The 21,420-nt window shown below is 64.3% G+C and carries 21 protein-coding genes; 5 read left to right on the forward strand and 16 right to left on the reverse strand.

Features of this window, described 5'->3' with window-relative positions; genetic code table 11:
- Window positions 1-224 precede the first annotated feature (224 nt).
- Both KNN17_RS20855 and KNN17_RS20860 read left to right on the forward strand, forming a co-directional pair.
- Complete coding sequence (locus KNN17_RS20855) at window positions 225-563, forward strand: type II toxin-antitoxin system RelE/ParE family toxin (RefSeq protein ID WP_241710759.1); 339 nt, start codon at window positions 225-227, stop codon at window positions 561-563.
- The gene (locus tag KNN17_RS20860; protein WP_241710760.1) at window positions 563-868 is read left to right on the forward strand and encodes a helix-turn-helix domain-containing protein; all 306 of its coding nucleotides are present in this window, start codon (window positions 563-565) and stop codon (window positions 866-868) included. Before KNN17_RS20855 ends, KNN17_RS20860 begins: the two co-directional genes overlap by 1 nt.
- 995 nt (window positions 869-1,863) lie before the next feature.
- Here the strand turns inward: KNN17_RS20860 and KNN17_RS20865 are convergent.
- The 11 genes from KNN17_RS20865 to KNN17_RS20915 all read right to left on the reverse strand — a co-directional run bounded on the left by KNN17_RS20865 (window position 1,864) and on the right by KNN17_RS20915 (window position 14,221).
- Complete coding sequence (locus KNN17_RS20865) at window positions 1,864-2,145, reverse strand: DUF4177 domain-containing protein (protein WP_241710761.1); 282 nt, start codon at window positions 2,143-2,145, stop codon at window positions 1,864-1,866.
- Between the two features lie 164 nt (window positions 2,146-2,309).
- A complete protein-coding gene (locus KNN17_RS20870; protein WP_241710762.1) occupies window positions 2,310-3,368 on the reverse strand; it encodes a recombinase family protein in 1,059 nt (352 codons plus the stop codon).
- Window positions 3,369-3,587: 219 nt separating this feature from the next.
- Window positions 3,588-5,192 (reverse strand): chloride channel protein, encoded by a 1,605-nt coding sequence (locus tag KNN17_RS20875; protein WP_241710763.1) that lies wholly within the window; start codon window positions 5,190-5,192, stop codon window positions 3,588-3,590.
- Window positions 5,189-5,644, reverse strand: coding sequence for a MarR family winged helix-turn-helix transcriptional regulator (locus tag KNN17_RS20880; RefSeq protein ID WP_241710764.1), 456 nt, complete (start codon window positions 5,642-5,644; stop codon window positions 5,189-5,191). Before KNN17_RS20880 ends, KNN17_RS20875 begins: the two co-directional genes overlap by 4 nt.
- 227 nt (window positions 5,645-5,871) lie before the next feature.
- Window positions 5,872-6,453, reverse strand: coding sequence for a hypothetical protein (locus tag KNN17_RS20885; RefSeq protein WP_241710765.1), 582 nt, complete (start codon window positions 6,451-6,453; stop codon window positions 5,872-5,874).
- Between the two features lie 355 nt (window positions 6,454-6,808).
- A complete protein-coding gene (locus KNN17_RS20890; RefSeq protein ID WP_241710766.1) occupies window positions 6,809-8,563 on the reverse strand; it encodes a glycoside hydrolase family 15 protein in 1,755 nt (584 codons plus the stop codon).
- 16 nt (window positions 8,564-8,579) lie between these two features.
- Complete coding sequence (locus KNN17_RS20895) at window positions 8,580-9,698, reverse strand: enolase C-terminal domain-like protein (RefSeq protein WP_241710767.1); 1,119 nt, start codon at window positions 9,696-9,698, stop codon at window positions 8,580-8,582.
- Window positions 9,698-11,491, reverse strand: coding sequence for a thiamine pyrophosphate-requiring protein (locus KNN17_RS20900; RefSeq protein ID WP_241710768.1), 1,794 nt, complete (start codon window positions 11,489-11,491; stop codon window positions 9,698-9,700). The genes KNN17_RS20895 and KNN17_RS20900 overlap by 1 nt, the downstream gene beginning before the upstream one ends.
- 2 nt (window positions 11,492-11,493) lie before the next feature.
- The gene (locus tag KNN17_RS20905) at window positions 11,494-13,122 is read right to left on the reverse strand and encodes a GMC family oxidoreductase (protein WP_241710769.1); all 1,629 of its coding nucleotides are present in this window, start codon (window positions 13,120-13,122) and stop codon (window positions 11,494-11,496) included.
- Window positions 13,119-13,769, reverse strand: coding sequence for a gluconate 2-dehydrogenase subunit 3 family protein (locus KNN17_RS20910; RefSeq protein ID WP_241710770.1), 651 nt, complete (start codon window positions 13,767-13,769; stop codon window positions 13,119-13,121). The genes KNN17_RS20905 and KNN17_RS20910 overlap by 4 nt, the downstream gene beginning before the upstream one ends.
- On the reverse strand, window positions 13,766-14,221 hold the full coding sequence (locus KNN17_RS20915) for a hypothetical protein (protein WP_241710771.1): 456 nt from the start codon (window positions 14,219-14,221) through the stop codon (window positions 13,766-13,768). The genes KNN17_RS20910 and KNN17_RS20915 overlap by 4 nt, the downstream gene beginning before the upstream one ends.
- Window positions 14,222-14,303: 82 nt before the next feature.
- On the opposite strand from KNN17_RS20915, the gene KNN17_RS20920 reads away from it, so the two are divergent.
- Window positions 14,304-14,789 carry a MarR family winged helix-turn-helix transcriptional regulator gene (locus tag KNN17_RS20920; protein ID WP_241710772.1) on the forward strand — a complete coding sequence of 162 codons (486 nt, stop codon included), beginning with the start codon at window positions 14,304-14,306 and terminating at the stop codon, window positions 14,787-14,789.
- Between the two features lie 43 nt (window positions 14,790-14,832).
- Here the strand turns inward: KNN17_RS20920 and KNN17_RS20925 are convergent, their stop codons facing one another.
- From KNN17_RS20925 to KNN17_RS20935, 3 genes are all read right to left on the reverse strand, one after another.
- A complete protein-coding gene (locus tag KNN17_RS20925) occupies window positions 14,833-15,150 on the reverse strand; it encodes a hypothetical protein (protein WP_241710773.1) in 318 nt (105 codons plus the stop codon).
- Window positions 15,147-16,166 carry an SDR family oxidoreductase gene (locus tag KNN17_RS20930; RefSeq protein WP_241710774.1) on the reverse strand — a complete coding sequence of 340 codons (1,020 nt, stop codon included), beginning with the start codon at window positions 16,164-16,166 and terminating at the stop codon, window positions 15,147-15,149. The genes KNN17_RS20925 and KNN17_RS20930 overlap by 4 nt, the downstream gene beginning before the upstream one ends.
- A gap of 632 nt (window positions 16,167-16,798) precedes the next feature.
- Window positions 16,799-17,770, reverse strand: coding sequence for an MIP/aquaporin family protein (locus KNN17_RS20935; protein WP_241710775.1), 972 nt, complete (start codon window positions 17,768-17,770; stop codon window positions 16,799-16,801).
- Between the two features lie 241 nt (window positions 17,771-18,011).
- On the opposite strand from KNN17_RS20935, the gene KNN17_RS20940 reads away from it, so the two are divergent.
- Window positions 18,012-18,401 (forward strand): hypothetical protein, encoded by a 390-nt coding sequence (locus tag KNN17_RS20940; RefSeq protein WP_241710776.1) that lies wholly within the window; start codon window positions 18,012-18,014, stop codon window positions 18,399-18,401.
- Between the two features lie 196 nt (window positions 18,402-18,597).
- Here KNN17_RS20940 and KNN17_RS20945 read toward each other — a convergent pair whose 3' ends face one another.
- Together KNN17_RS20945 and KNN17_RS20950 are read right to left on the reverse strand one after the other, a co-directional pair.
- Window positions 18,598-18,735 (reverse strand): hypothetical protein, encoded by a 138-nt coding sequence (locus tag KNN17_RS20945; RefSeq protein ID WP_241710777.1) that lies wholly within the window; start codon window positions 18,733-18,735, stop codon window positions 18,598-18,600.
- Between the two features lie 61 nt (window positions 18,736-18,796).
- Window positions 18,797-19,048: a hypothetical protein gene (locus KNN17_RS20950; RefSeq protein WP_241710778.1), complete on the reverse strand. Its 252-nt coding sequence runs from the start codon at window positions 19,046-19,048 to the stop codon at window positions 18,797-18,799.
- A 319-nt stretch (window positions 19,049-19,367) separates the two neighbouring features.
- Here KNN17_RS20950 and KNN17_RS20955 point away from each other — a divergent pair, with 319 nt between their 5' ends.
- Window positions 19,368-20,996, forward strand: coding sequence for a DUF4236 domain-containing protein (locus KNN17_RS20955; protein WP_242599056.1), 1,629 nt, complete (start codon window positions 19,368-19,370; stop codon window positions 20,994-20,996).
- Window positions 20,997-21,420 lie beyond the last annotated feature (424 nt).

Raw genomic sequence — 21,420 nt, forward strand, 5'->3', positions numbered from 1 at the left:
TAGAGTCCCGCGGACCCCGGGTCAGCAGAATGAGGCAGGCCGGTCTGTTCTCCTATCGAATAAAGGGGTGCACGAGTGTCGGCCTCTGGCAGGAGAAGCCGGCCGTGCGTGCTTCTCTTCTCAGCAAGCTGAAGACGGGTTTGGCAGTGTCAGCTCCTTTCGGATATAGCTCTTGAGTTGTAGAACCTGTGGGTTGTATTATGGATTCGGTGTGGAACGTTGACGTGGAGCTGGTGGAGCCGTGGCTGCTCGGGCTCGATCAGGACTCGTATGAGCAGGTGATCGCTGCGGTGGAGCTTCTTGCGGAGCGTGGGCCGCAGCTTGGACGTCCGCTTGTGGATACGGTGGTTCGTTCGCGGCATAAGAACATGAAGGAACTGCGGCCCGGGTCCAGCGGCCGCTCGGAGCTGCGGATCTTGTTTGCCTTCGACCCGGAGCGGCATGCGATTTTGCTTGTCGCAGGCGACAAGTCAGGTAACTGGAGCAAGTGGTACAAAACGAATATCCCGATTGCGGATGATCTGTTCGATGATCATCTGAGGATTCTGAAAGGAGGATCGTGATGGCTAAGACTATTGAGGAGATGTTGGCGAAGCGGCCTGTTGACCGGGTTGCTGTGGACGCCCACAAGAAACTCCTGCTCGATGAGGTCCGGGCTTACCGGCTTCGGGAGCTCCGGGAGGCCTCGGATCTGACGCAGGTCGAGTTGGCTGCACGTCTGCACGTCAGCCAGAACAGGGTCTCCCGCATTGAGCACGGCGACATCGACCGCGCCCAGGTCGACACTCTGCGGAAATACGTCGAAGCGGTCGGTGGCCGGCTTCGTGTCGAGGTTGAACTCGGCGACGAACGGATCCAGATCGCCTGACCCGGCAACCCGTTCCTGTACGTTTGAACAACTTGGGCGCGGCGGGGAAGCGGGTTCAAAGGCCGAAAAATGGGATGTGCACAATGTGCACACTCTGGCCGTTGGACTCGGCCGTACCGGTGCCGGACTGGCCCGTACTCGGCATGTTTTTTGGAGTTCCCAGTGTTTTCGCGGCTCGGAATGCGGTTCGAGTCCCACCTCGGGCACAGCATGACCCCTCGTCAGAGGGGTTTTGCTTTAATGTGTGGACATTGACCCTCTGCGGGTCCCTCTGACGTTGGCCGCGGTTGTGCCGGGCGCCGTGGTGGCCTGTTCGATTGTGTGGGTGGCGGGGTCAGGGTCCTGGCTGGTGGGCCGTCCTTTCTTGCTGTTGCCGGTGGTCAGTTGTTGGCCGTCATTCATTCATGTCCAAGAGTTGTGGTGACGACATGACCAAGCCGAATCCTCGTCCAGGATTTTCCTCGAATAGCTGCTTTCTGCGCACCAGCCACAGTCCGCTCATCGCATGTTTGTCCGGCCAAAGGGGGTGCGCACATTGTGCACACTTTCGTGCACGGGCGGCTTTTCGACCTGCATTCTGGTCCCCTTCCTTCTGCTTTTGCCGACACCACTTCATGAAGTTCTCTATTTCAGGCGACATGACTTTGCGGCCCGGATCGTAGGTTTCCTAGGACATTCCTGCCAACGGGAACGTTTCCGGAGGTGTCTGTGGCTGGCGTCCGATCGAGAGCGCAGGTGTGTGGGATCCGGGCTTTCTTCCGGGCCGCCCTGGTTTGGTTGGGTCCTCCCTGTCCAAATCCGGACGTGGGGCCATTTACATGCCTCTCTGAGCCTGCTCTTCAACGGCCGTCGGCATGCTGGCGTGGATGACCGGAAACGGCCGGCGAGTCAGCGGCGGTTTTTGGGCACACTGGGCGTCTCCCGCAAGCCCAGGGTTGCGGGAGACATCAAGGGAGGCCCTGTGTAGTTGGCCATGTTCGTCTGGTATCTCACTTCTATGACTCGGAACCGATCGGTCCATGAATACCGCTCGTTTCGCGATGTTCGGTTATCCGAGGCTCTCGAATTGCCTGGATGCGGTCACGGCCACCGATTCCCTTGCTCCCGCTGCTCGCGGTGGTTACCGTATGGAGTCGATAGCCCTTCGCGGCCTGATCGTTGATGGCCTTCTCCAGGGAAGTCAGGTTGCCCGAACCGGTTCCCCACAGTTTCTCTTTGAGGATTACCTGCAGGACGACATACTGTGCATGATACGACTTCCTTCCATTGCTGGCCAATTGGGAGCAATGCTACTCGATGCGGCGGGGCGCTCCTCCGGGGGCGTGAGCGACGGCGCCGCGAGGGTTCGACGGCGCACCGTGTCAACGTCGCGGCAGCGTCCCAGCCACAAAAGACTCACGGGCGGATATGGCTGACCAGAGCAGCCCGCGGTTTCGTCGCGTCAGGTGCCCGGCGGGAGCGTGGCGAAGTCGGCGTGGTCCTGGTCATCGGCTTGAGGGTGGGCCTGGCGTTCTCGTGCTCGGAGCGCCCGGTAGATGCTGGCCAGGCTGGGGTTGCGGCCTTTGTGTTTGCCGGTGGGGATGATCAGGTCGAGGCGGATGTCGTGGAGGGAGTCGCCGTTCTTGCGGCGGCGCACCAGGGTGTGCAGCATGTCGTCGGTGATGACCGGGGGCCGGCCTCCGTGGTTTCCCTTGCGGGCGGCCGTGTTGAGGCCTTCGAGGGTGGCTTCGCGGATGTTCTCGCGTTCGGTTTCGGCCATCGCGGCGAGGAACGCGAACAGCACCCGGCCGGTGCCGGTCGGGTCGTAGATCCCGGTGAGCGGCCCGGCGAGGATCTCCAGGGTGATGCCGTGTGCGGTGAGGTGGTCAGCCAGTGCGGTCAGCTCGGCGGAATCCCGCCCGAGGCGTTTCATCTCGTAGACGGTGAAGATGACACGGCAGTGCGGGGCGTGGGCCTTGATCTGCCGGGCTGCCTCGAGTGCGGCTTCGAACTTCGGCCGCACCCGCACCCGGGTGGAGACCTTCTCGGCGAAGATCTTTTCGCGCGGAATGCCGTGCGCAGCCAGTGCATCCAGCTGGGACTGGAGTTCCTGGGTCAGGTGGTGGGAGCAACGGGCGTAACCGACGCGAATGTCCGCGCCAGGCGTGTCTGCGGGGATTCGTGCCGGCGGCGGGGTGTCCGGCCGCCAGGGCTGGCCCGGTCCACGGCTGGCCGGGGTCGGCATACGCAGCTCCTTGGCCAGGCGGGGGACTTTGGTGAACCGGCCGGTGTGGTAGGTCGAGGCGACGGCACCGGAGCGGGACCGGCACGGCGAGCCCGGCTGGACTTGGCAGTGGGGGCACGGGTGCTGCTCGATCTCATCGGCGTCTGATGGGACGGTGGTTTCGGGCTCGCTCCTCGTCATCTCCTCGGCGACTTGCTTCACCGGCCGGTTCGGGGACAAAACCAGCCGAACCGGTTCTTCACGGAACGCGGCATCATATTTCCTTCGTGCGGTCATCTATGCGAGGCTCCCATCAACCTGTCTCGCAAAACCATGCGGCCGCAGAAGTCGGTTGTGCGTTATTTGAGTGAGAAGGGGTTCTGAGAGGAATTCTGGCTTTCGCGGCCCCGGATGGTGCGGATCGTATGCGGTTTCTCAAAATCGGGCGTTTGGAGGAAGAGGTGCGCATGATCCGGGTGGCCAACCCACTGGCGAAGTTCGTGGAGGCGTCGTCGATCAATTGCCGGCTTGCATTCCCACCCGCGTGAGGTAGCGGAGCGAGCGGTCCCGGTCGGTCGCCTCGGTGAGGTCGTGCAGCCTGGCAACAAGCAAATCAGATGGGCCGATGAGCCCAAGGCATGTGCCGTCGTCGTTCACTACTGCAGCCTCGGGCGCGCCGGTCCGAGCGAGAACGTATGCGGCGTGACGGAGTGTCTCCCGCGGATGGAGCACAGGCGTTGCTTCGGTGAGCGCAGCGGCCGGTGCGCGCATGACGTCCTCGCAGAAGAATGTCTCGAGCGGATCGGTCGTGTAGTCGCGAGTCAGGTGGAGTCCTCGGCGCGCGATCTTTTCGGTGAGCACCGAACGTCGAAGGAACAGAACGGAGGCGCCGTAGGCAACCACCGAGGCAATGAGCAGCGGGAGTGCAACAGCCCAGGCATTCGTCAGCTCGAGAGTGAAGATCACGCCCGTGAGGGGCGAGCGCATGACACCTCCGACGACGGCGGTGAGCCCGAGCAAAGCCCAGAGCCCCGGGATGACGCTTGGCAAAACGAGGCCTGCCGCTGCGCCGAGTGCCGCGCCGATCATGAAGATCGGTGCGAGCACACCGCCGGAGGTCCCGCTGCCCAGGGACAGCGACCAAATGAGCGTCTTGACCACGAGGATGCCGATGATGAGCCCTGTCGTCGCGTGCCCCGTCAACAGCTGGTCGATCACGTCGTAGCCGACGCCGAGGGCGCGGGGTTCGATGAGACCGCCGGCACCGATGATGAGGCCGCCGATGGCGGGCCACCACATCCAGTGGATGGGCAGCCGGGAGAACGCGTCCTCTGCCCGGTACACGAGCCAGGTTGCCCCGGCGGCGACGATCGCGCCGGAGATGCCGACCACGGCGGCCAGCGCCTCGATACCGGGGCTCAGGTGCAATCCTGTGGTCGAGACGGGGAAGATCGGTGCGGTGCCGAGGATCACGCCGCGCACCACGGTCGCGACCGCGACCCCGGCAGCCACAGGTACGAAGCTGCGTGGACGCCATTCGAACAAGAGCAGCTCGACGGCGAGCAGCACGGCCGCGAGGGGCGAATTGAACGTCGCAGCCATGCCGGACGCCGCTCCCGCCACGAGCAGTGTCTTGCGCTCGTCAGCGGTGAGGTGGAGGTGCTGGGCGAGGATCGAGCCGATCGCGCCACCGGTCATGATGATGGGCCCTTCGGCGCCGAAGGGGCCTCCGGAGCCGATGCTGATGGCGGCAGAGACCGGCTTGAGGACGGCGACCTTCGGAGCGATCCGGCTGCCGCCAACGAGGATGGATTCGATGGCCTCGGGCATGCCATGGCCGCGAATCTTCTCCGAGCCGAACCGCGCCATGAGGCCAATCACGAGTCCGCCGGCGACGGGCAAGGTGAGCACTTGCCACCACGGATGTCCGCTGCCCACGGCGACGAGACTTGTCGAGAGGCGGCCATAGAAGAAGAGGTTTGTTGCAAGACCGATCAGGCCCAGGAGCGCCCAGGCCGCGAGGGCCCCGAGCGCCCCGACCGGGATCGCGAGGGCCGCCACCAGGAGCATCCGCCGGTCGACGGCGAAATCGCCCAACTGATGGCCGCGGTGGCTGGTCACGCGACCACCGCCCGGCTCAGCGACGCCGCCGAGAGGTGCCCATGGAGAGCGGTGAGACCGGCGGCGAGCTGGTCCCGCAGCTCCGGGTCCAGGTGCGCGAGAGCGTCCCGGAACTCGTGGTCGCGCCGGCGGAGGACGGCTTCAACGGCACGGCGGCCGACATCGGTCAGGGAAAGCAGGACGAGGCTGCGGTTTCCGGCAGAAGCAGAGCGCCGGACGTACCCTCCCGCGCACAGCCGGTCGGCCAACCGGGTCACCGAAGATCCGGAGACTTCCAGGACGTGCGCGAGGGCGCCGCTGGGCAGCGTCCCGTGGTCCTGAAGGGCGAACAGCATGCGCATCTGCGGCAGGGAAAGGTCCGTGACCTCGTCCACACTGCGCATGGCGACGGCGAGCAAGTCGCGCGTGGCCCGCTGGAGGGCGTCGACGTGGCGATCGAGAGGATTTAGCATACGACAACTATTGCACAATGCAAGACTTGCTATTGCCCACGGAGCTAGTCTTGGCCCGGGCACGCGTTGTCCTGGAATGTCGTCGCGAGGGTGGTCTTGGTTGCATCAGGTGCCTTCTTTGTCGCTTGCCAGCGATATATGGGACCACCGTGTTGCCTACCGTCGTTCGCGTACCGGCGGATTCCGCCACCGGCCCTCATGCGCGTCGGTGTGCGCTTCCAAGTTATTCACCTGCATGCGCCGACTGCGAGGGTAGGCGAAGTGGGGCGCCCTCTACGCTGGCGAAGGCCCACGCCGACCGCGGCCGCGGCCAAGGCGATGAGGAGGGCGCTTGCAATCAGTCGCCGCGCCGGACGGGTGGATGTGTCTGAAGCGCGACGAGGGTGCGCGGCATCGCGCTTGTTTCGCGCTTCCGCTACTGGGGTTGTGGGGTGTCCTGATTCCTCACCTTCGTCCGTTGTCTTTGTGGCTGCCGGAGTCGGGTGCTGGCTGCCGGTGCTGTTTTCGGACCGTCGGAGGATACCGCGCTTGCGCAGGTCGTCTTCGACTTCCGGGTCGGGAGCAGCTGCGATGCTGTTGGCGGCTACCGCTGCGGGGAGATCTATAAGATAAGGCTTTCCGTAGGCCGCCTCAGATGCCACAGCATCCAGCCAGGCTCCCGGTTGCCTGGACAGGCCGCGATCGGCGAACGCCTTGGTCAGCATCGCCTTGATTTGCGGCAGGCTCTTGCCAGGAGCACGTCTGACAACGTCAAAGATGGCCAGCTGTCGCTGCACGTTATTCGGATTCGCTTGTGTTGGGCTTTCCATAGCCGGCCTCCCTCTTTGGACGGCACGCACGCCTACTGGTGCGTGATACCGTTCGGTGAAATTTTGGTTTCGGAGCTGTCTTATGGTGCTAGGACCCGGCACTTAAGGATGTGCGGGAGAAGTGCAGGGACTGGAATTGCGTGGTCGGGCCAAGGCATCGGTTCCCGGAAAGATTGGGTGTCCCGATCGGTTCTGGCCCGCACGTCGGTCCTTCAGTTGCTTTATGGAGTGCTTTGTCCCGTTGGTACCCCCTCATTCCGGCGGGACACTTCTTTGGTCGTCCACTGCGGAGAGTTTCGGAGCGTCATCTGGCGGGGTCCAAAGTGCCGGCCCCTTTTGTGCGGTGTGATGATCGTCAGGGTGCGCGCGGCTGGGCGAGTCGATGGGCTGTTTCGAGCAGGGCGGCGTGGACGAACGCCTGAGGAAAATTGCCGCGAAGTTGGCGTTGTTCGATGTCGTATTCTTCGGTGAAGAGTCCGGGGGAGCCGCAGGCGGACCGGTTGCGTTCAAAGAGCCTGATCGCGTCCGTGGTGTTGCCTTGCTGGTGTTCCGTCAGGGCCAGGTTGAATCCGCAGAGGAGGAAGGCGCCTTCGAAATCCGCCAGGGGACCGGGCCCGTGCCTGTACCTGTAGACGTATCCGTCGTCGAGGAGTTCTTTTCTGACCGCCTCTGCGGTGGCGAGGGAGCGGGGGTCGCGGGCGGGCAGGGCTCCGCGGATGGCGGGAAGAAGAAGTGCGGCGTCGATCCTGTCGTCGGCGGGTGATCGTTGCCACCTGCCGCTGGGATGCGTGGACGTGGACTGGGTGTGTGTGAGGATCAGACTGGCCAGTTGGTCCAAGGCGGCGGCGTGTGCGGCAGGGGCGTAGCGGGAGATGGCCTTGAGACCGGCGACGCAGCTCAGGCGGGAATGGGTCCACCGTTCGTTTCCGAGTTCCCAGATGCCGGCATCGGGAACGTCCCACTTTGCTTCTATGGCTGCCACTGCCTGTTCGACGGCGAGCCAGTGCACCGTGTCGAGGTGGTCGTGGCGCGCGGCTGTAGCAAAAAGCAGCAGGGCTTCACCGAAGCTGTCTAGTTGAAACTGTTGGTTGACCCAGTTGCCTACTGTGTCGGTGCCGCCCGGGTAGCCCGGAAGGTCGAGCGTGTGCTCATCCGGTACCTTGCTGCCGGTGACGGTGTAAGCGGGCTTGAGGCTGATCCCGTCTGTCAACAAACGCTCGCTGACGAAGCGGACGGCGCTGTCGAGCAGGTCGGTGGCCGCCCCGGCTCCGGCTGCTTGTCCGGCGAAGCATTGGTCCCGGATCCAGGCGTAGCGGTAGTCGTAGTTGCGTTTTGCCTCGGCTCGCTCCGGCAGGCCCAGGGTGGCGGCCGCGACCATGGCCCCTGTCGAGCTCGTCATCCCGCGCAGGACCGCGTACGCCTGGCGCGCGTCGTCAGGCGCGACAGTCGCGTCCATGGCAGGAACCGATGCGGCCCAGGCTTGGCCGGTAGCAGTCCAGAGAGCGGCCGGCTCAGGCGGCCTTGACGGCAGGGGTTTGCTGGAGAGCTCCAGAACGACGTGGTGTTCCCCTCCGGGTACAAGGTCAATGTCCTGCCCCAGCATGCCGTCGGTCACGGTTGCCTGGCCCATCCCGCTGACCCGGATTCTCAACCCGCCCCCGTCACCGGACCACACGCCGTCGTCGGATCTGGAGAAATCCACCCGATGCGATCCGAATCCGGGCTGGGGTTGAAGAAGGATCCGGACCGAAGCGGTCCCGGAGATGAGCCGGATGTGGCGCATCAGCACGGCCGTCCCAGGGTCGCCGGGCATTGCGAGGGCTTCGCGGCATTCGATAATCCCGTCCGTCGTGACCCAGCGGCTGTTCCAGATCAGCGTGCCGTCGTCGTAGTGTCCTCCCCAGACATACCGCGGGTTCAGGGGAGTCACGGCAAACACACCGGAACCGCCCACCAGGGCAGAGAACACTGCTGGACTGTCCCAGACCGGGGCACACATCCAGACCACGTCTCCGCGCGGCCCGATCACTGCGCCCCGTTCGCCATCGCCTATCAGGGAGTATTCGCGGAGAACCTGGGCAGGGAAAAGCGGGGTGCTGTCGGACTTCATTCCGGATTCCATCTGACTATGCGTTGATTCGGTACTTTTCGGCGTTCCGCGCACGGAAAGTGAGACCGTTGCCCGGACTGTCCTCGCGAGGCCGGACGCTGCCGCCGTCAGGGTCGCCGGTGCCGTCAAAGAACATGTCCTCGATCCGGACGTGGTCGTGGAACCACTCCAGATGACGGAAATTCAGCGTGCCTGCAGCTGCGGGGACGGTCAGGTTGGGGGCACAGTGTCCTGAGACTTCCAGCCCGTGGGCCGCCGCCACCGCAGCAGCCCGGAACCACTCCGTGAACCCGCCGCAGCGGCTCACATCCACCTGCAGGCAGTCCACGGCGGCGGCCTCGCACATCCGCTGGAAATAGAACAAGGTTGTGCCGTATTCGCCTGCTGCGACATCGGCCGCGATGGAGTGCCGGACCTGGCGAAGTCCTGCGAGATGGTCGCTGGACACCGGTTCTTCGAACCAGGCCACGTCCTGCTCGGCGGAGGCGTCGAAAACTCGAATAGCCTGCTTGGCGGTGTAGCCACCGTTGGCGTCGACGAAAAGTTGAACGCCGGAGCCGATGGCTTCCCTGGCCTGCCGGATGCGGGCCAGGTCGCGGACTGTGTTCGTGCCGCGGTCCTCTCCGATCTTGATCTTCACCCGCGGGATCTGCTGATCACAGGTCCAGCCCTGCAGCTGGGTGCGGAGCCGCTCTTCTGAATACGTGGTGAATCCGCCGCTGCCGTAAACATCCACTTTTGCGCGGGCTGCGCCGAACAGCCGGTGCAGGGGGAGATCGAGGATCCGTGCCTTGAGGTCCCAGAGGGCGCAGTCGACGGCGGAGATGGCGTAGCTGGCCAGTCCGGGGCGTGGGGCGTTACGGACGGTCCGGGCCATGGCTTCGGCCGCAGCGGGAACGTCGAAGCAATCGAGCCCGACGACGGCCCGCTCGAGGGTTTCCCGAATCAGGGCCGCGCAGGCGGCCGGCGCGTAGGTCCAGCCAATGCCGGTCCGGTCTCCGGCCGTGGCCTGCACCAGGACCATCGTGGTGGCGTCCCAGGCGTAGGTGCCGTCGGCCTCGGGACTGTTGGTCGGGACGGTGTACGCCGAAACCGCAAGGGACTTCACCTGAAGCGTCGACTCGGTCACAGCCATCAATCGTCCCCGTGCGGCAGGAACTCCTGGGCCTTCGTTTTGATTCCTTCCTTGATGAGGCCCCAGGCACTGTCGTCCCCCTTCATGACAGCCTTCGCGCTATTGAGGGCCTGCTCAAAGGTTGCGTGGGGCGGGATCGGAGGGACATCCGGGTCGGTGCGCACATCCAGGACGGTCGGCCGGTCCGCAGCGAGGGCCTTCTCCCAGGCGCCCCCGAGCTCGTCGGGGGAGTCGACGTTGATGCCCTGCAGTCCGAGGCTGGACGCGAAAGCCGCGTAGTCGACGTCGGGCAGGTCCTGCGATTCACGGAAGGACGGGACGCCTCCCATGGCCCGCATTTCCCATGTGACCTGGTTCAGGTCATCGTTGTGCAGAACCGATACGATGAGCCGGGGATCACTCCACTCGCGCCAGTAGCGCTGGATGGTGATGAGTTCGGCCATGCCGTTCATTTGCATGGCACCGTCCCCGGCGAAGGCGATTACGGGACGTTCCGGATGGGCGAATTTCGCCCCGATGGCATACGGGACCCCGGGCCCCATGGTGGCGAGGTTGCCGGAGAGGGAGCCGCGGATTTGCCCGTGGAACTTCAGTTGCCGGGCGTACCAGTTGGCCGTGGAGCCGGAGTCCGCCGTGATGATTGCGTCCTCCGGCAGGCGGTCGGAGAGTTCCGAGAACAGCCGCATGGGATTGATCGGGTTGGCTTCCACCATCGCCTCGGCGTGCATGGTTTCCCACCACCGGCTGATCTTGGATTCAAGATCAGCGCGCCAGGACCGGTCCTCCTTGCGTTCCAGATGCGGAATGAGCGCCCGCAGGGCGGCCGCGGAATCGGCAACGATGTTGAATTCGTACGGGTACCGCAGGCCGATCATGCCCGGATCGATGTCGATCTGGACACCGCGTGCCTGCCCTTCTTCCGGCATGAACTGGGTGTACGGGAAACTCGATCCGATCGTCAGGAGCGTGTCGCAGTCGCGCATCATTTCATAGCTCGGACGGGTCCCGAGCAAGCCGATCGATCCAGTGACGTACGGCAGGTCGTCAGGCAGGGAGTCCTTGCCAAGCAGAGCCTTGGCAACCCCCGCGCCTAGCAGTTCGGCGACTTCGCGTACCTCAGCTGCAGCCCCGCGTGCGCCCTGGCCGATCAGCATCGCCACCTTGCTTCCCTGGTTGAGAAGCTCGGCTGCGCCTCGGATCGCGTCGTCGTCGGGCTGGATATCCGGCCAACGGATGCCGAGGCTGGACGGAACCATTTTGAAGGCGTGGGTCGGCGGCGTGTATTCCAGTTCCTGGACGTCGGACGGAATGATGACCGCCGTTGGTGTGCGGTTGGCCAGCGCTATCCGCAGGGCCCGGTCCAGGACGTTGGGGAGTTGCTCGGGAACGGTGATCATTTGGACGTAGTCCGAGGCCACGTCCTTGAAGAGACTGAGCAGGTCCACCTCTTGCTGATAGGAACCGCCCATAGCGCTGCGGGCTGTCTGGCCGACGATCGCCACCACGGGGACGTGGTCCAGCTTCGCGTCGTACAAACCGTTGAGCAGGTGGATGGCGCCCGGGCCCGAGGTGGCCATGCAGACTCCGACCTTTCCGGAGAATTTGGCGAAGCCGACCGCTTCGAAGGCGCTCATTTCCTCGTGTCTGGCCTGAATGAATTTCGGCTCGTTTCCGGCTTTCCCGAAGGCGGCGAGCACCCCGTTGATGCCGTCCCCCGGAAAAGCAAAGACCTTATCCACGCCCCATTCGCGGAGCCGGGCGAGCAAGTAGTCCGCGACCGTCTGTGATGCCATGATCAATCTTCCTTTCCTGCGCTCAGTCCTTCGGCGGCGCGTGCCGCCACTGCCATGATCGTCAGCGCCGGATTCGCGCTTCCTTGGGTCGGCAGCACGCTGCCGTCGGTGATGAACAGGTTGGGGACCGCGAAGCTGCGGCACGTCCGGTCCACTACGCCGTGGTATTCGTTGGCTGCCATCCGTGCCCCGCCCACGAGATGTGCGTACCGTTTGATCGTGATGACCTCGTCCGCGCCGGCCGCCTTCAGGATCTTCTCCATGACGGATTGGGCGGCACCCATCAGCTGCCGGTCGTTCTCGCATTGGCTGTAGCTGAACCGGGCGACGGGCACCCCGTGCCGGTCCTTTTCGTCCGCCAGGGTGACGCGGTTTCCTTCCAGCGGGAGAAACTCGCACAGCGCCCCGAGGCAGGCCCAATGTGGATAGTCACTCATATACCGCCGCAGCTCCGCACCCCAGTGCCCTTGGGCGGCTACGTGTTCGGCCCAGGCGATGGGTAGCGGCGAAACGGTCTGGATGGAAAATCCGCGCTTGTAGGGCTTGGCGGAATCCGTTTCGTAGAAGTCCTCAGTGCTCACCTCAGGTGGCGGAGCCTTCCACATGCGTACTTCCGCGTCGAACCGGCCCGCCGTCTGCGGCGCGCCCTGGACCATCAGGTACCGGCCGACCTGGTCGAAGTCATTGCACATGCCGTTGGGGAACCTCGTTGAGATTGAGTTCAGCAGGAGCCGCGGTGTTTCGATCGAATAGCCGGCGACGGCGACCGTGCGGGCGCGCTGGAATCGCTCCTTTCCGCCGCGGACATAGTGGACGCCTGTGGCCCTGCCTGTCCCTTCGTCGAAGCCGATACGGGTCACCATCGAATCTGCCCGGACTTCGGCGCCGTGGGCGAGCGCGTCCGGAATGTGGGTAATCAGGGGTGATGCCTTGGCGTTCACCTTGCAGCCTTGAAGGCAGAAGCCGCGGTAAATGCAGTGCGGCCGGTTGCCGAAGCGACCGTTGGCGATCGCTACCGGGCCGACCTTGGCAGTGATGCCGCAGGCGCGGGCGCCGCGCAGGAATAGTTCACCGTTGCCGCCGACGGGGTGGGGCCGGTGCGGGTACCGGTGCGGATCGCCCCAGGGCCAGGATTCTCCGGCGACCGGGAGTTCCTCTTCGATGTCTTCGTAATACGGACGCAAATCCGCATAGTCCAGCGGCCAGTCAGCGCCGACGCCGTCGGTGGTGAAGGTGCGGAAATCGCTGGGGTGGAAGCGGGGTGTGTAGCCGGCGTAGTGGACCATGGAACCGCCTACCCCGCGGCCTGAGTTATTCGATCCCAGCGGCACGGGGTCCTCGCCGCCGATCACGCGCGGATCTGTCCAATACAGGTGATGCGATGCTGCCTCGTCACTTACCCAGTCCCGATCAGGATCCCAGAACGGGCCGGCGTCGAGAGCTACCGCCCTCCATCCTGCGCGGGCCAGCCGCTGCAGGAGGGTTGAGCCGCCCGCGCCGCATCCGACGATGACGATGTCCACTTCGTCCCGGTCATCGAACGTGCGCATGTCATCGCGCAGGCGGTGGTTGCTGCCGGGACCGGCTGGAAGCAGCCACGCCGATTCGTTGTGGTTCCGGACGTGGCTCATGGGCGGACTCCTCCGTCATGGGTCACGGGGTCCTCCCGCGGACTGGCGTCGGCCACTTCGAACGGTTCCAGCCGGTCGACCCCCAGGTTCTTGTAGCCGCGCGGATAGGCGGGACCGCCGAAGCCGATTTCGTCCCACACCCGCGGATGCGAGTAGAAGGCCGTGCAGGCGTAGCGGGTCCACAGCCCCCACACGTGACCGGCCGGCATGCCTTGCCACATCGAGCTGCCGAGGGCCTGGATGGCCTGAAGCACGGCGGCCTGTTGCTCGTTGCTGCAGTTTGCGAAGGATTGATTGAATGATTCCTCAGCCGCGCGGTCCAGCGCCGACAGCGACGTGCGCCAGGCCTCCCCGTCTTCGGGCATGTCCTCGTAGCGCCAGCCATCCGTCTGGTTTTCGGCCAGCCGTGCATCGACGAAATTGACCACCGGGATGCGGGGCTCGGCGTGCTGGGCGAGCAGTTGGTCAAACAGCGCCTTGGCCGTGGCCTCTTCGGCCGGAGTGAAAAAGCGGATGTCGGCGGGCCGGGCGAGCCGGCCCAGGACCACGCCGGCGGTGGTCTTGTCCCAATGGTCGGATTGGGCAACGGTGCTGAAACCAGGGTATCGGCCGCCCCCGGCTTCCTTGTCCAGAGGAAGCGAGCTCATTTCTCCCGCCTCAGTATCGAAGCCAGCAGCCCCATGCCGCCGACAAGCGTCACCAGAAGGGGCGCGAGCAGAGGCGGTCCCATCTCCAGGTTGTAGCGCAGATTGGAGAACCCGCCTGGCTTTTGGGCGATACCGCGGGCGTGGAGGTAGGTTCCTTGCAATCCGTTGGCGACTATCGCCGCGCTTGCGATCGGCAATGCAGTTTTAGCCATCCTGCGGCTGAAGATCCCCGCTATGCCGGCTGCCGCGCCGATCGGGCCAAGCGCCACGGGAAGCCACATCCATTTGTTCCCGAAGCTGGCCTTGTCATGTTCGAAGTAGATCTCCGCCGCCGTCACCAGAGCGCCCGCAGCCGTGAGTCCCGAAAGAGACCTTTCGAAGCGACCCGCTTTCACGTTGCTGACCATGCGATCGACGAGGTGGATCACTTCGTCTTCGGCTTCATGTTTCATGCTGTTCCTCCTCAATCAGACACGTTCCGTGCAGCGGCGCAAATATTGCAGTCACGCAAGTACGAGGGTGATACTGGGGTTCGTGGAGAGAATCGAAGACCATGACGCCGATGCCCAGATCGATGCGGTGCTTCGGGCCGCCAACGTGCTGCTTCGGGTCGTGGCGCAGTCGGTCGTGGAAGTCGAGGACATCGTCACGAGCCCGCAATTGCGTGTGTTGGTCATGATTGCCTCGCGCGGACCGCAGAATCTCGGCGCCGTCGCTGCGGAGCTGGGCGTGCATCCCTCCAATGCCACGCGTATCTGCGAGCGGCTGGTCAATGCGGGGCTGATCGGTCGGCGCGATGACCCCGGTGACCGCCGGTACCGGGCATTGTCGCTGACTCCCGAGGGTGTCTCCCTTGTCAACACGGTCCTGGAACACCGCCGCAAGGCCGTCGCCGCGGTGATGGGTCGGATGCCGGCGGGGTTGCGCGGGGTTTGTGCCGTGGGCATGGATGCGTTTGCGGCGGCGGATGGTGGCGAAGGCTCCGAAGACGGCCGGTTCAGCATTGATCTGCACGGGTGACGGCCTCTGCATTCAGTATCGTGCCCGTCGCCGATGGTGCTTGTCATTCGAACTCTCCCGCTGCAAAGACAATTGCAAGGACGGCGTTGGCGGTCGCGGGCGTCCGGTACCTGAGGTCCAGTGCAGCGAGTAGGACCATACTCGCTGCGTGGACCGCGTCCACGCTGCCTCCGATGCGGTGGGCGGTATGCCCGGCCCGGGCTGTCAGCACCGCCTGAATCAGGTGGCGTGCGCCGAGGATTCGGATGACGGTCCGGGCCTTGCGGTCAGGTGTCCTGCCCAACAGCCGGCCGGTCAGGAAATCCGGGGCCAGAAGCTCGCACATGCCGTAGACCCCTCGGACGACTTCCAAGGGCTTCATCGCTCTGCCCTCCGCAAGAACGCGCCGCGCGCAATTGCCGCGGCCGTGAGGAGCCCGACGGCGGCAGCGCCCACCGTTGCATGGCGCTGGGAGGCCCACAGCTGGGCACTGCGCCGGGAGGACCTGCGATCAAAAATGCCATGCGTCCCGAAATCCCTGCTACTGTCTGCGGGCTCCCAGAGGTTCACCGGCTGCTCCGGACTTCGGGGCTCCGAGGTCTGCTGGGCCTTGAAGCCTGTCTTGGCGAGGTAGCGGTCGAGCAGTGCAGGGGCGAAAGCGTTCACGATGAGGGTTCCGGCGGTGCTGCCGCCCACCCAGTATTCGCGCCGTTCCGGATGGTCCGCCGCGTACACGACCGCCCGTGCGGCCACCTCCGGCTGGTAAATCGGCGGCACGGGCTGCGCCTGATGCGGAAGACGGGAGAGGCACCAGGAAAATTGGGGTGTATTGACGGCGGGCATCTGCACCATGGTGGTGTGGATGCCGCTCGATTCGTGCAGCAGTTCGCAGCGCAGGGACTCGTTGAATCCTTGAATGGCGTGCTTGGCACCGCAGTAGGCGGTCTGCAGCGGGATGCCCCGGTAAGCGAGAGCTGAGCCCACCTGCACAATGACTCCACGGTTCCGCGCCCGCATGCTCTTCAAAGCCGACATGGTTCCGTAGACGTAACCGAGGTAGCTGACCTCGGTGACGCGCTTGAACTCGGCTGCAGTGATTTCGGACAACGGGGAGAAGACAGAGGTGAAGGCGACGTTTACCCAAACATCGATCGGCCCCAGCTCGCGCTCTATCTGCTCGGCGGCCGCGTCGAGCGCCTCGGCGTCAGCGACGTCGACGCTCAAGGTCCACGCCCGCCCGCCGGCCGCTTCCACTTCGCGGGCGGCTCCGGCCAGTCCCGCTTCGCCGCGAGCGAGTAAGGCGACGACGGCCCCTTGACGGGCAAAAGCGACTGCAGACGCGCGTCCGATTCCGCCGCTGGATCCCGTGATGACAACTATGCGTCCGGTCTTGTCCATGAAGGTGGCTCCTTAGCGTGTCAGAAACTGGGTCAAACACCCTCGGCCGTCTGCCGGGGCGCTGGCGCGGGTCCCCGCTAAGTCTTCAATCTATCCGGAATGCTTGCGCTTGCGCAATGGTATGTAGGCTTAGAACTTTGGGATCCGGACATGGAGGGCGTGCAGCACGAACCGGTGCTGCCTGGTCCCAGAGATGTGAGCGGTCAGGTCTCCGTACGACGGTCATGCGTGCGGGAGCCTATTCCTAGCAGGCCATGATGGCTGCGGCACTGCTCGAGGCCGTGCACGCCGTGGCGGTGCAACCGATCACGGCTTGATGGACGGCGCCTCTCTATGCCGTACGCTCAGGCCCCGACAGGGCAGGTTCTACCGGATCCTCGGCGCCTGTGGTTCAGTTCAGTTATGCCGTCTCTACCCGCGGGAAATCCACCAACGGGCAAGCCTAGGGCCAGGCCTGAGGTGAAGCACGGACTGACCCGCAACCTGTACTCTTGCTGCCCTTAAAGGAAGGACTCCGGAGTGCAGGTCTTCAGCCGATTCTAATCTGGCAGATTGGCCGTTGGCGCAGCGGTCTACGGGCGCAGATGACCGTCTCCCCGGCGGCTTCCGATCACCCCCGGGATTGAGCTACTTTAGGCCGCACGTTTCGGTTCGGACGCCGGAGCGCTCTCTGCGCCCGTCCGGCCCGGAGGCACGGGTTCCGCCAACCGCGCCCGCGCGTGGAGGACGTCGCCGATGAACCAGTCGTAGATCAGCACGCCGATCACCCCGCCGATCAATGGCCCTACGATGGGCACCCAGAAATACCAGCTGAACGACCCGTCAACAGTGCCCGGAAGCGCCGTCTGCCCCCATCCGGCGAGCCATGCAAACAGCCTTGGTCCGAAGTCGCGGGCAGGGTTGATGGCGTAGCCGGCGTTCGCGCCCACGGACATGCCGATCGCCGCCACGGCCAGCCCGATCATGAACGGGCCCAGGTTTGCCTGCACGGCCGTGTTGCGCATGTCGATGATGGCGACGACGAACAAAACGAGGAAAGCGGTGCCAACAATCTGGTCCACCAGCGGGCCCACGGGATTTCCGTTGAAGTAGGGTGCCGGGAAGGTGGCGAAGATGGAGTAGGTGGCCAGTCCCTTCGGATCCGCGCGCCCGGTGCCGACAGCCTTGTTATAGGCGTCGATGGCATCGTGGTAGAGCAGGTACACCAGCGCGGCGCCGGCGAAAGCCCCAACAATCTGGGCAAAGATGTATGGGCCTACCTTTTTCCATGGAAACTTACGGCGGACCGCGAAGGCCACTGTCACGGCTGGATTGATATGCGCCCCGCTGACCCCGCCGCCGACGTAGATTGCCATTGTCACCGCTATGGCCCATCCCCATGTGATCAAAAGCCAGTCGCCTGCGGCCATGAAGATCGTGGTCGAGGTCGCGGCCCGTCCTGAGCCTGGTAGAGCGGCAACCGCCATGGCCACGACCCCGTCGCCGAAAGAGATCAGCACAAATGTGCCGAGGAACTCGGCGAGGAGTTCACCCCAAGTGCCACCGAGTTGCTTGAGGCCGCTTCCGTTGCGGACTGCATTCCTTAGTGGACTGACATCACTCATTCCGAGTGCCTCCTTGAGTCATCTGATTCATCTTTGGAAATTGACAACCCCAGCAACTTCATGGTAGTTGGATCGTCGCCGCGTCACTAGTCGATTGCCTTAGGTAACCAACGATTGCCCCAGGCATCCATGAGCCAAGGCCTTCCCGTGCCGGCCCCGTTCTGTTACGGAACAACGGCCCTCGCTAGACTTAAAGCGCGCCGTAGAAAGACGCGGAGTTCGTTTCGGGAAAGGCACCAACATGACCGACAACAGCAGCTTCGAAGACGCTCTCGATGAGACGGGCACGGCCAAGAAGCCAGTAGACCCAGACCTGCGGGGCCGATACGTCGAAGGCGACTATGGCTCAGCCGGGATGCAGAGCGGCCGCCATGCGGACGACGAGGAAGGCCAATACATCGAAGGGGACTACGGTGCGGCCGGCAGCGAAGGCGGACTCCCCGAACCTCTTGGAGAAAAGGCCAGGGAGTCGGGACGCTATGTAAAGGCCGACTTCGGCGCCACCGGGTCGACCGCCGGCCGCACCGCCGAGTCCGAGATCGGCCGGTATCCAGAGGGCGACTACGGAACAGATGGCACCGTGGACCCGCTCCGCAAACCCGGCACCGATCCCGGAACACAGCACAAGTAAGCACCATCCCCGACGAACCGCGCTTACCATTCAGGGCCGACATGGAAGCCGACATGGAATCTGCGAGAACGATGCCGTAGAAGCCCAAGCCCCCGATCCTGAAAGGTCGAGAGCGCCGAAGACGCGGCCGTCGTGGATGCGGCACCAGGGCGTCCCGGGACGCACGCACGACGGCTTTCCCGTAGGACTTCCCTTGTCATCGGGTCACCTCTCGTGGGAAATTTTCGGACCAGGCGACGTACTCGCTAAGGATTTCGGCGGACTCGTGGTCAGGGCCGCGGCGCTTGACGGCTTCGCGAAGACCTGCGACGACGTAGTTCGAGTAGATGCTCACACAAACTCCGCATTCCGTGCCTTCACTTCAAGCAACCATGCCGAAGCGGCTTCTTGATCGCCTACGGATGATCCCAACGATTCCGCATCGTCACTCCCGAGCTGATGAGCGATTTGCGCATGGTGTCTGCCGACACCGAATATGACTTGCCCAGGCTCGCCAAAGATTCGCCGGCTCGGTACCGATCACGGGCCTCCACGACTTGCTGCGGCGTAGGGCCGCGAGGACGCTTGGTGATGTTGTGAGTAGCGAGATGGTCTGCGACCGTCACGCGGTGGATGCTGTACTTTTTGGCCAGTTCGCCGACTTTCATGCCTTGGCGGTAGTCGTCGGCCAGCCGTAGCGACTGTTCAGGGTTGAGATGCTTGGCGCGTCGGGGATAGGCGACGCGACACGCGCCACATCTGGACGAGCCCTGATTTTCTGTATCAAGGAACTGAGTTTGACGGACCCGCTACTTTGTTTCGAATAGGCAAGTAGGACCCCCACAGACATGACAGGGGGAGGGATGGCAATGAGACCGTTGCTTCTGTGCCTGACGGGACGCGTTCCCTTCCGCGAATCCTGAGGCTTACAATTCCCCCTACGGGAGCAAGTGCTTCCTGGTCAATTCTTATTTTGGGGGGTGCGAGTTGGGGTTCCGTTACCGCAAGTCGAAGAGCTTCGGGCCTGTGAGGATCACGGCGTCGAAGCGCGGGGTGAGTGCGAGCATTGGAGCAGGCCCGTTCCGCGTGACGAAGTCCACGACAGGCCGTAAGACGAGCACAGTGAGGATCCCCGGAACGGGCGTCTCGTATGTGACCACCAGTTCGCACCGCCGCCCGGCCCGGAACGCCGCTGTCCGGGCCCCTCAACATCCCCGCCCGCAGACCGCGCGTCAGATCATCAGCGACGAGACGTGGCGGGAACTCCTTGCTGCTGATGAGACGGCCCCGGCGTCGAAGTTCCAGCGAGACTTCGTTCGCGCGGCCGTTGCCCGCGCGACGGGCAAACGCCCGAGCCTGATGCACTTGACCTTAGGACAGGCGGCGCGCGTCCTGGAATGCGTCGGGCAGAGCCCGGCGAAGCTGACCGCCGGTGGCCGCGGAGTGCCGGGGCTGGAGAAGGCCGGGACGTTTGCGCAGTGGACGTTGTTCGGGCTGCTGGTGCTGGTGGTGACGGTATCCTCGCCCGCCGGGTTCGTGCTGGGAGCGGGGATTGTCGGGCTGATGTTCCTGGTGCGGAAGCGGCGTCGTGACCGGCAGGCGTGGGAGGACGCGACCTGGGCCGCGAGTCCGGTCAGCACCGTGGAAGGAATCGCGGTTCCTGATGTCCAGATTGAGGCACCGGCGAATCACGCCGCTCCAGAGCAGGTCGCTTTTCAGACGAAGGCACCGAGGTCGCCAGTCACCCGGCCCGCTTCCTCGGACCGGCCGCTGTACCGTGTATCGCTGGGCCGCTCGGAATGGCCGAACGTCGAGGTCGTGGGCGAGCACGCGTACAGCCAAGCGATCAAAGCCGCGCTCCGCGCCAACAACGCGCCGGTCGCGGTGCGGAGCGACAGCGAAGCTGAAGGCGTTCAAGTGGAACTTGTGGCCGAGCCGGATAACCCATATGACGCGAATGCCATCAGCGTGCGCTGGCGGAACCAGGTCCTGGGCTATCTCAGCCGCGAAGACGCGGTCCGCTACGCGCAACCTGTCAGGAGAATCATTGCCAGCGGGTTCACTGCGGCCACGACGGCCCGCATCTGGGCGTACGACGTTGGCGACCGGCTCCAGACCCGGGTCACCGTCACCCTGCCCGAGCCGGAGTTGATCGCGCCGCTCAACGAGGCCCCGGCGGGCTTGACCACTCTTGTCCCGTGGGGATCGGCGATTCAAGTCCTCAAGGAAGAGGATCATTTCGAGATCCTTTTCAACTACGTGCCACAGGAAGGTGCCGGCCTCCTGCTCGTCAGTCTCCACAAGGCAATCCACACTCTTAAGAACGGTGCCGAGCGTCCGTTTGTCGAGGTCCGGCTTAATGGCGAGCGCGTGGGTGAGCTCAGCAATGTCACCTCTGCGCATTTGTTGCCGCTGCTCGAGCACACCGAGACCGTCGGGGAAACCGCCCTCGCTTACGCAAGAATCACCGGTTCTGCCCTCGCTGCCCAGCTCGTTCTGCACGTCGCCAAGGCCACCGAGATCAGCAACGACTGGCTATCGGAGGGGCCGCACCCCGCCCCAAGGCTCCTCCCACGGGCGGCGGGATATGAGGTCCCACCCGCTTACGCCACATAGGAGACACCCCGGACAGGCCCGATCCAACGGAAAGGGCCGTTGAGGCTTCCGCTGACGTGGCTTGGCTCATGCGCCCTCCCGGGGCCTTGCTGGCAGCGTTACGGCATTCGTTCAGGCCTGCCGCTGATGACCTCTGGTTCCGGATCCGGCCGTTGTAACCATGGCTGGTGCGAGGAGGGGAAGTGCGGTAACGGCAGCGGCGCTCCATGGCGGCAACTGTTTGCGACCGTCAGTCGACCCGGCGGATGGAGGTGCTGCACGATCGTGTTTCTTGAAGCCGAAGGTGCGGCCGGGGCGCCGCGGGTTTTTCCGTGGGCGGCGGTCGGTAAGCTCGTTGCATGACTTCGACACCCCTTCGCCTCTTTTACGTGGACGACTCGGGGGCTGAAGTAACAGGCTTTGCTACGTTCAGCTGGATCGAGTT

Source organism: Arthrobacter bambusae (genome assembly GCF_022606295.1).
In the GTDB taxonomy this organism is placed as follows: domain Bacteria; phylum Actinomycetota; class Actinomycetes; order Actinomycetales; family Micrococcaceae; genus Arthrobacter; species Arthrobacter bambusae_A.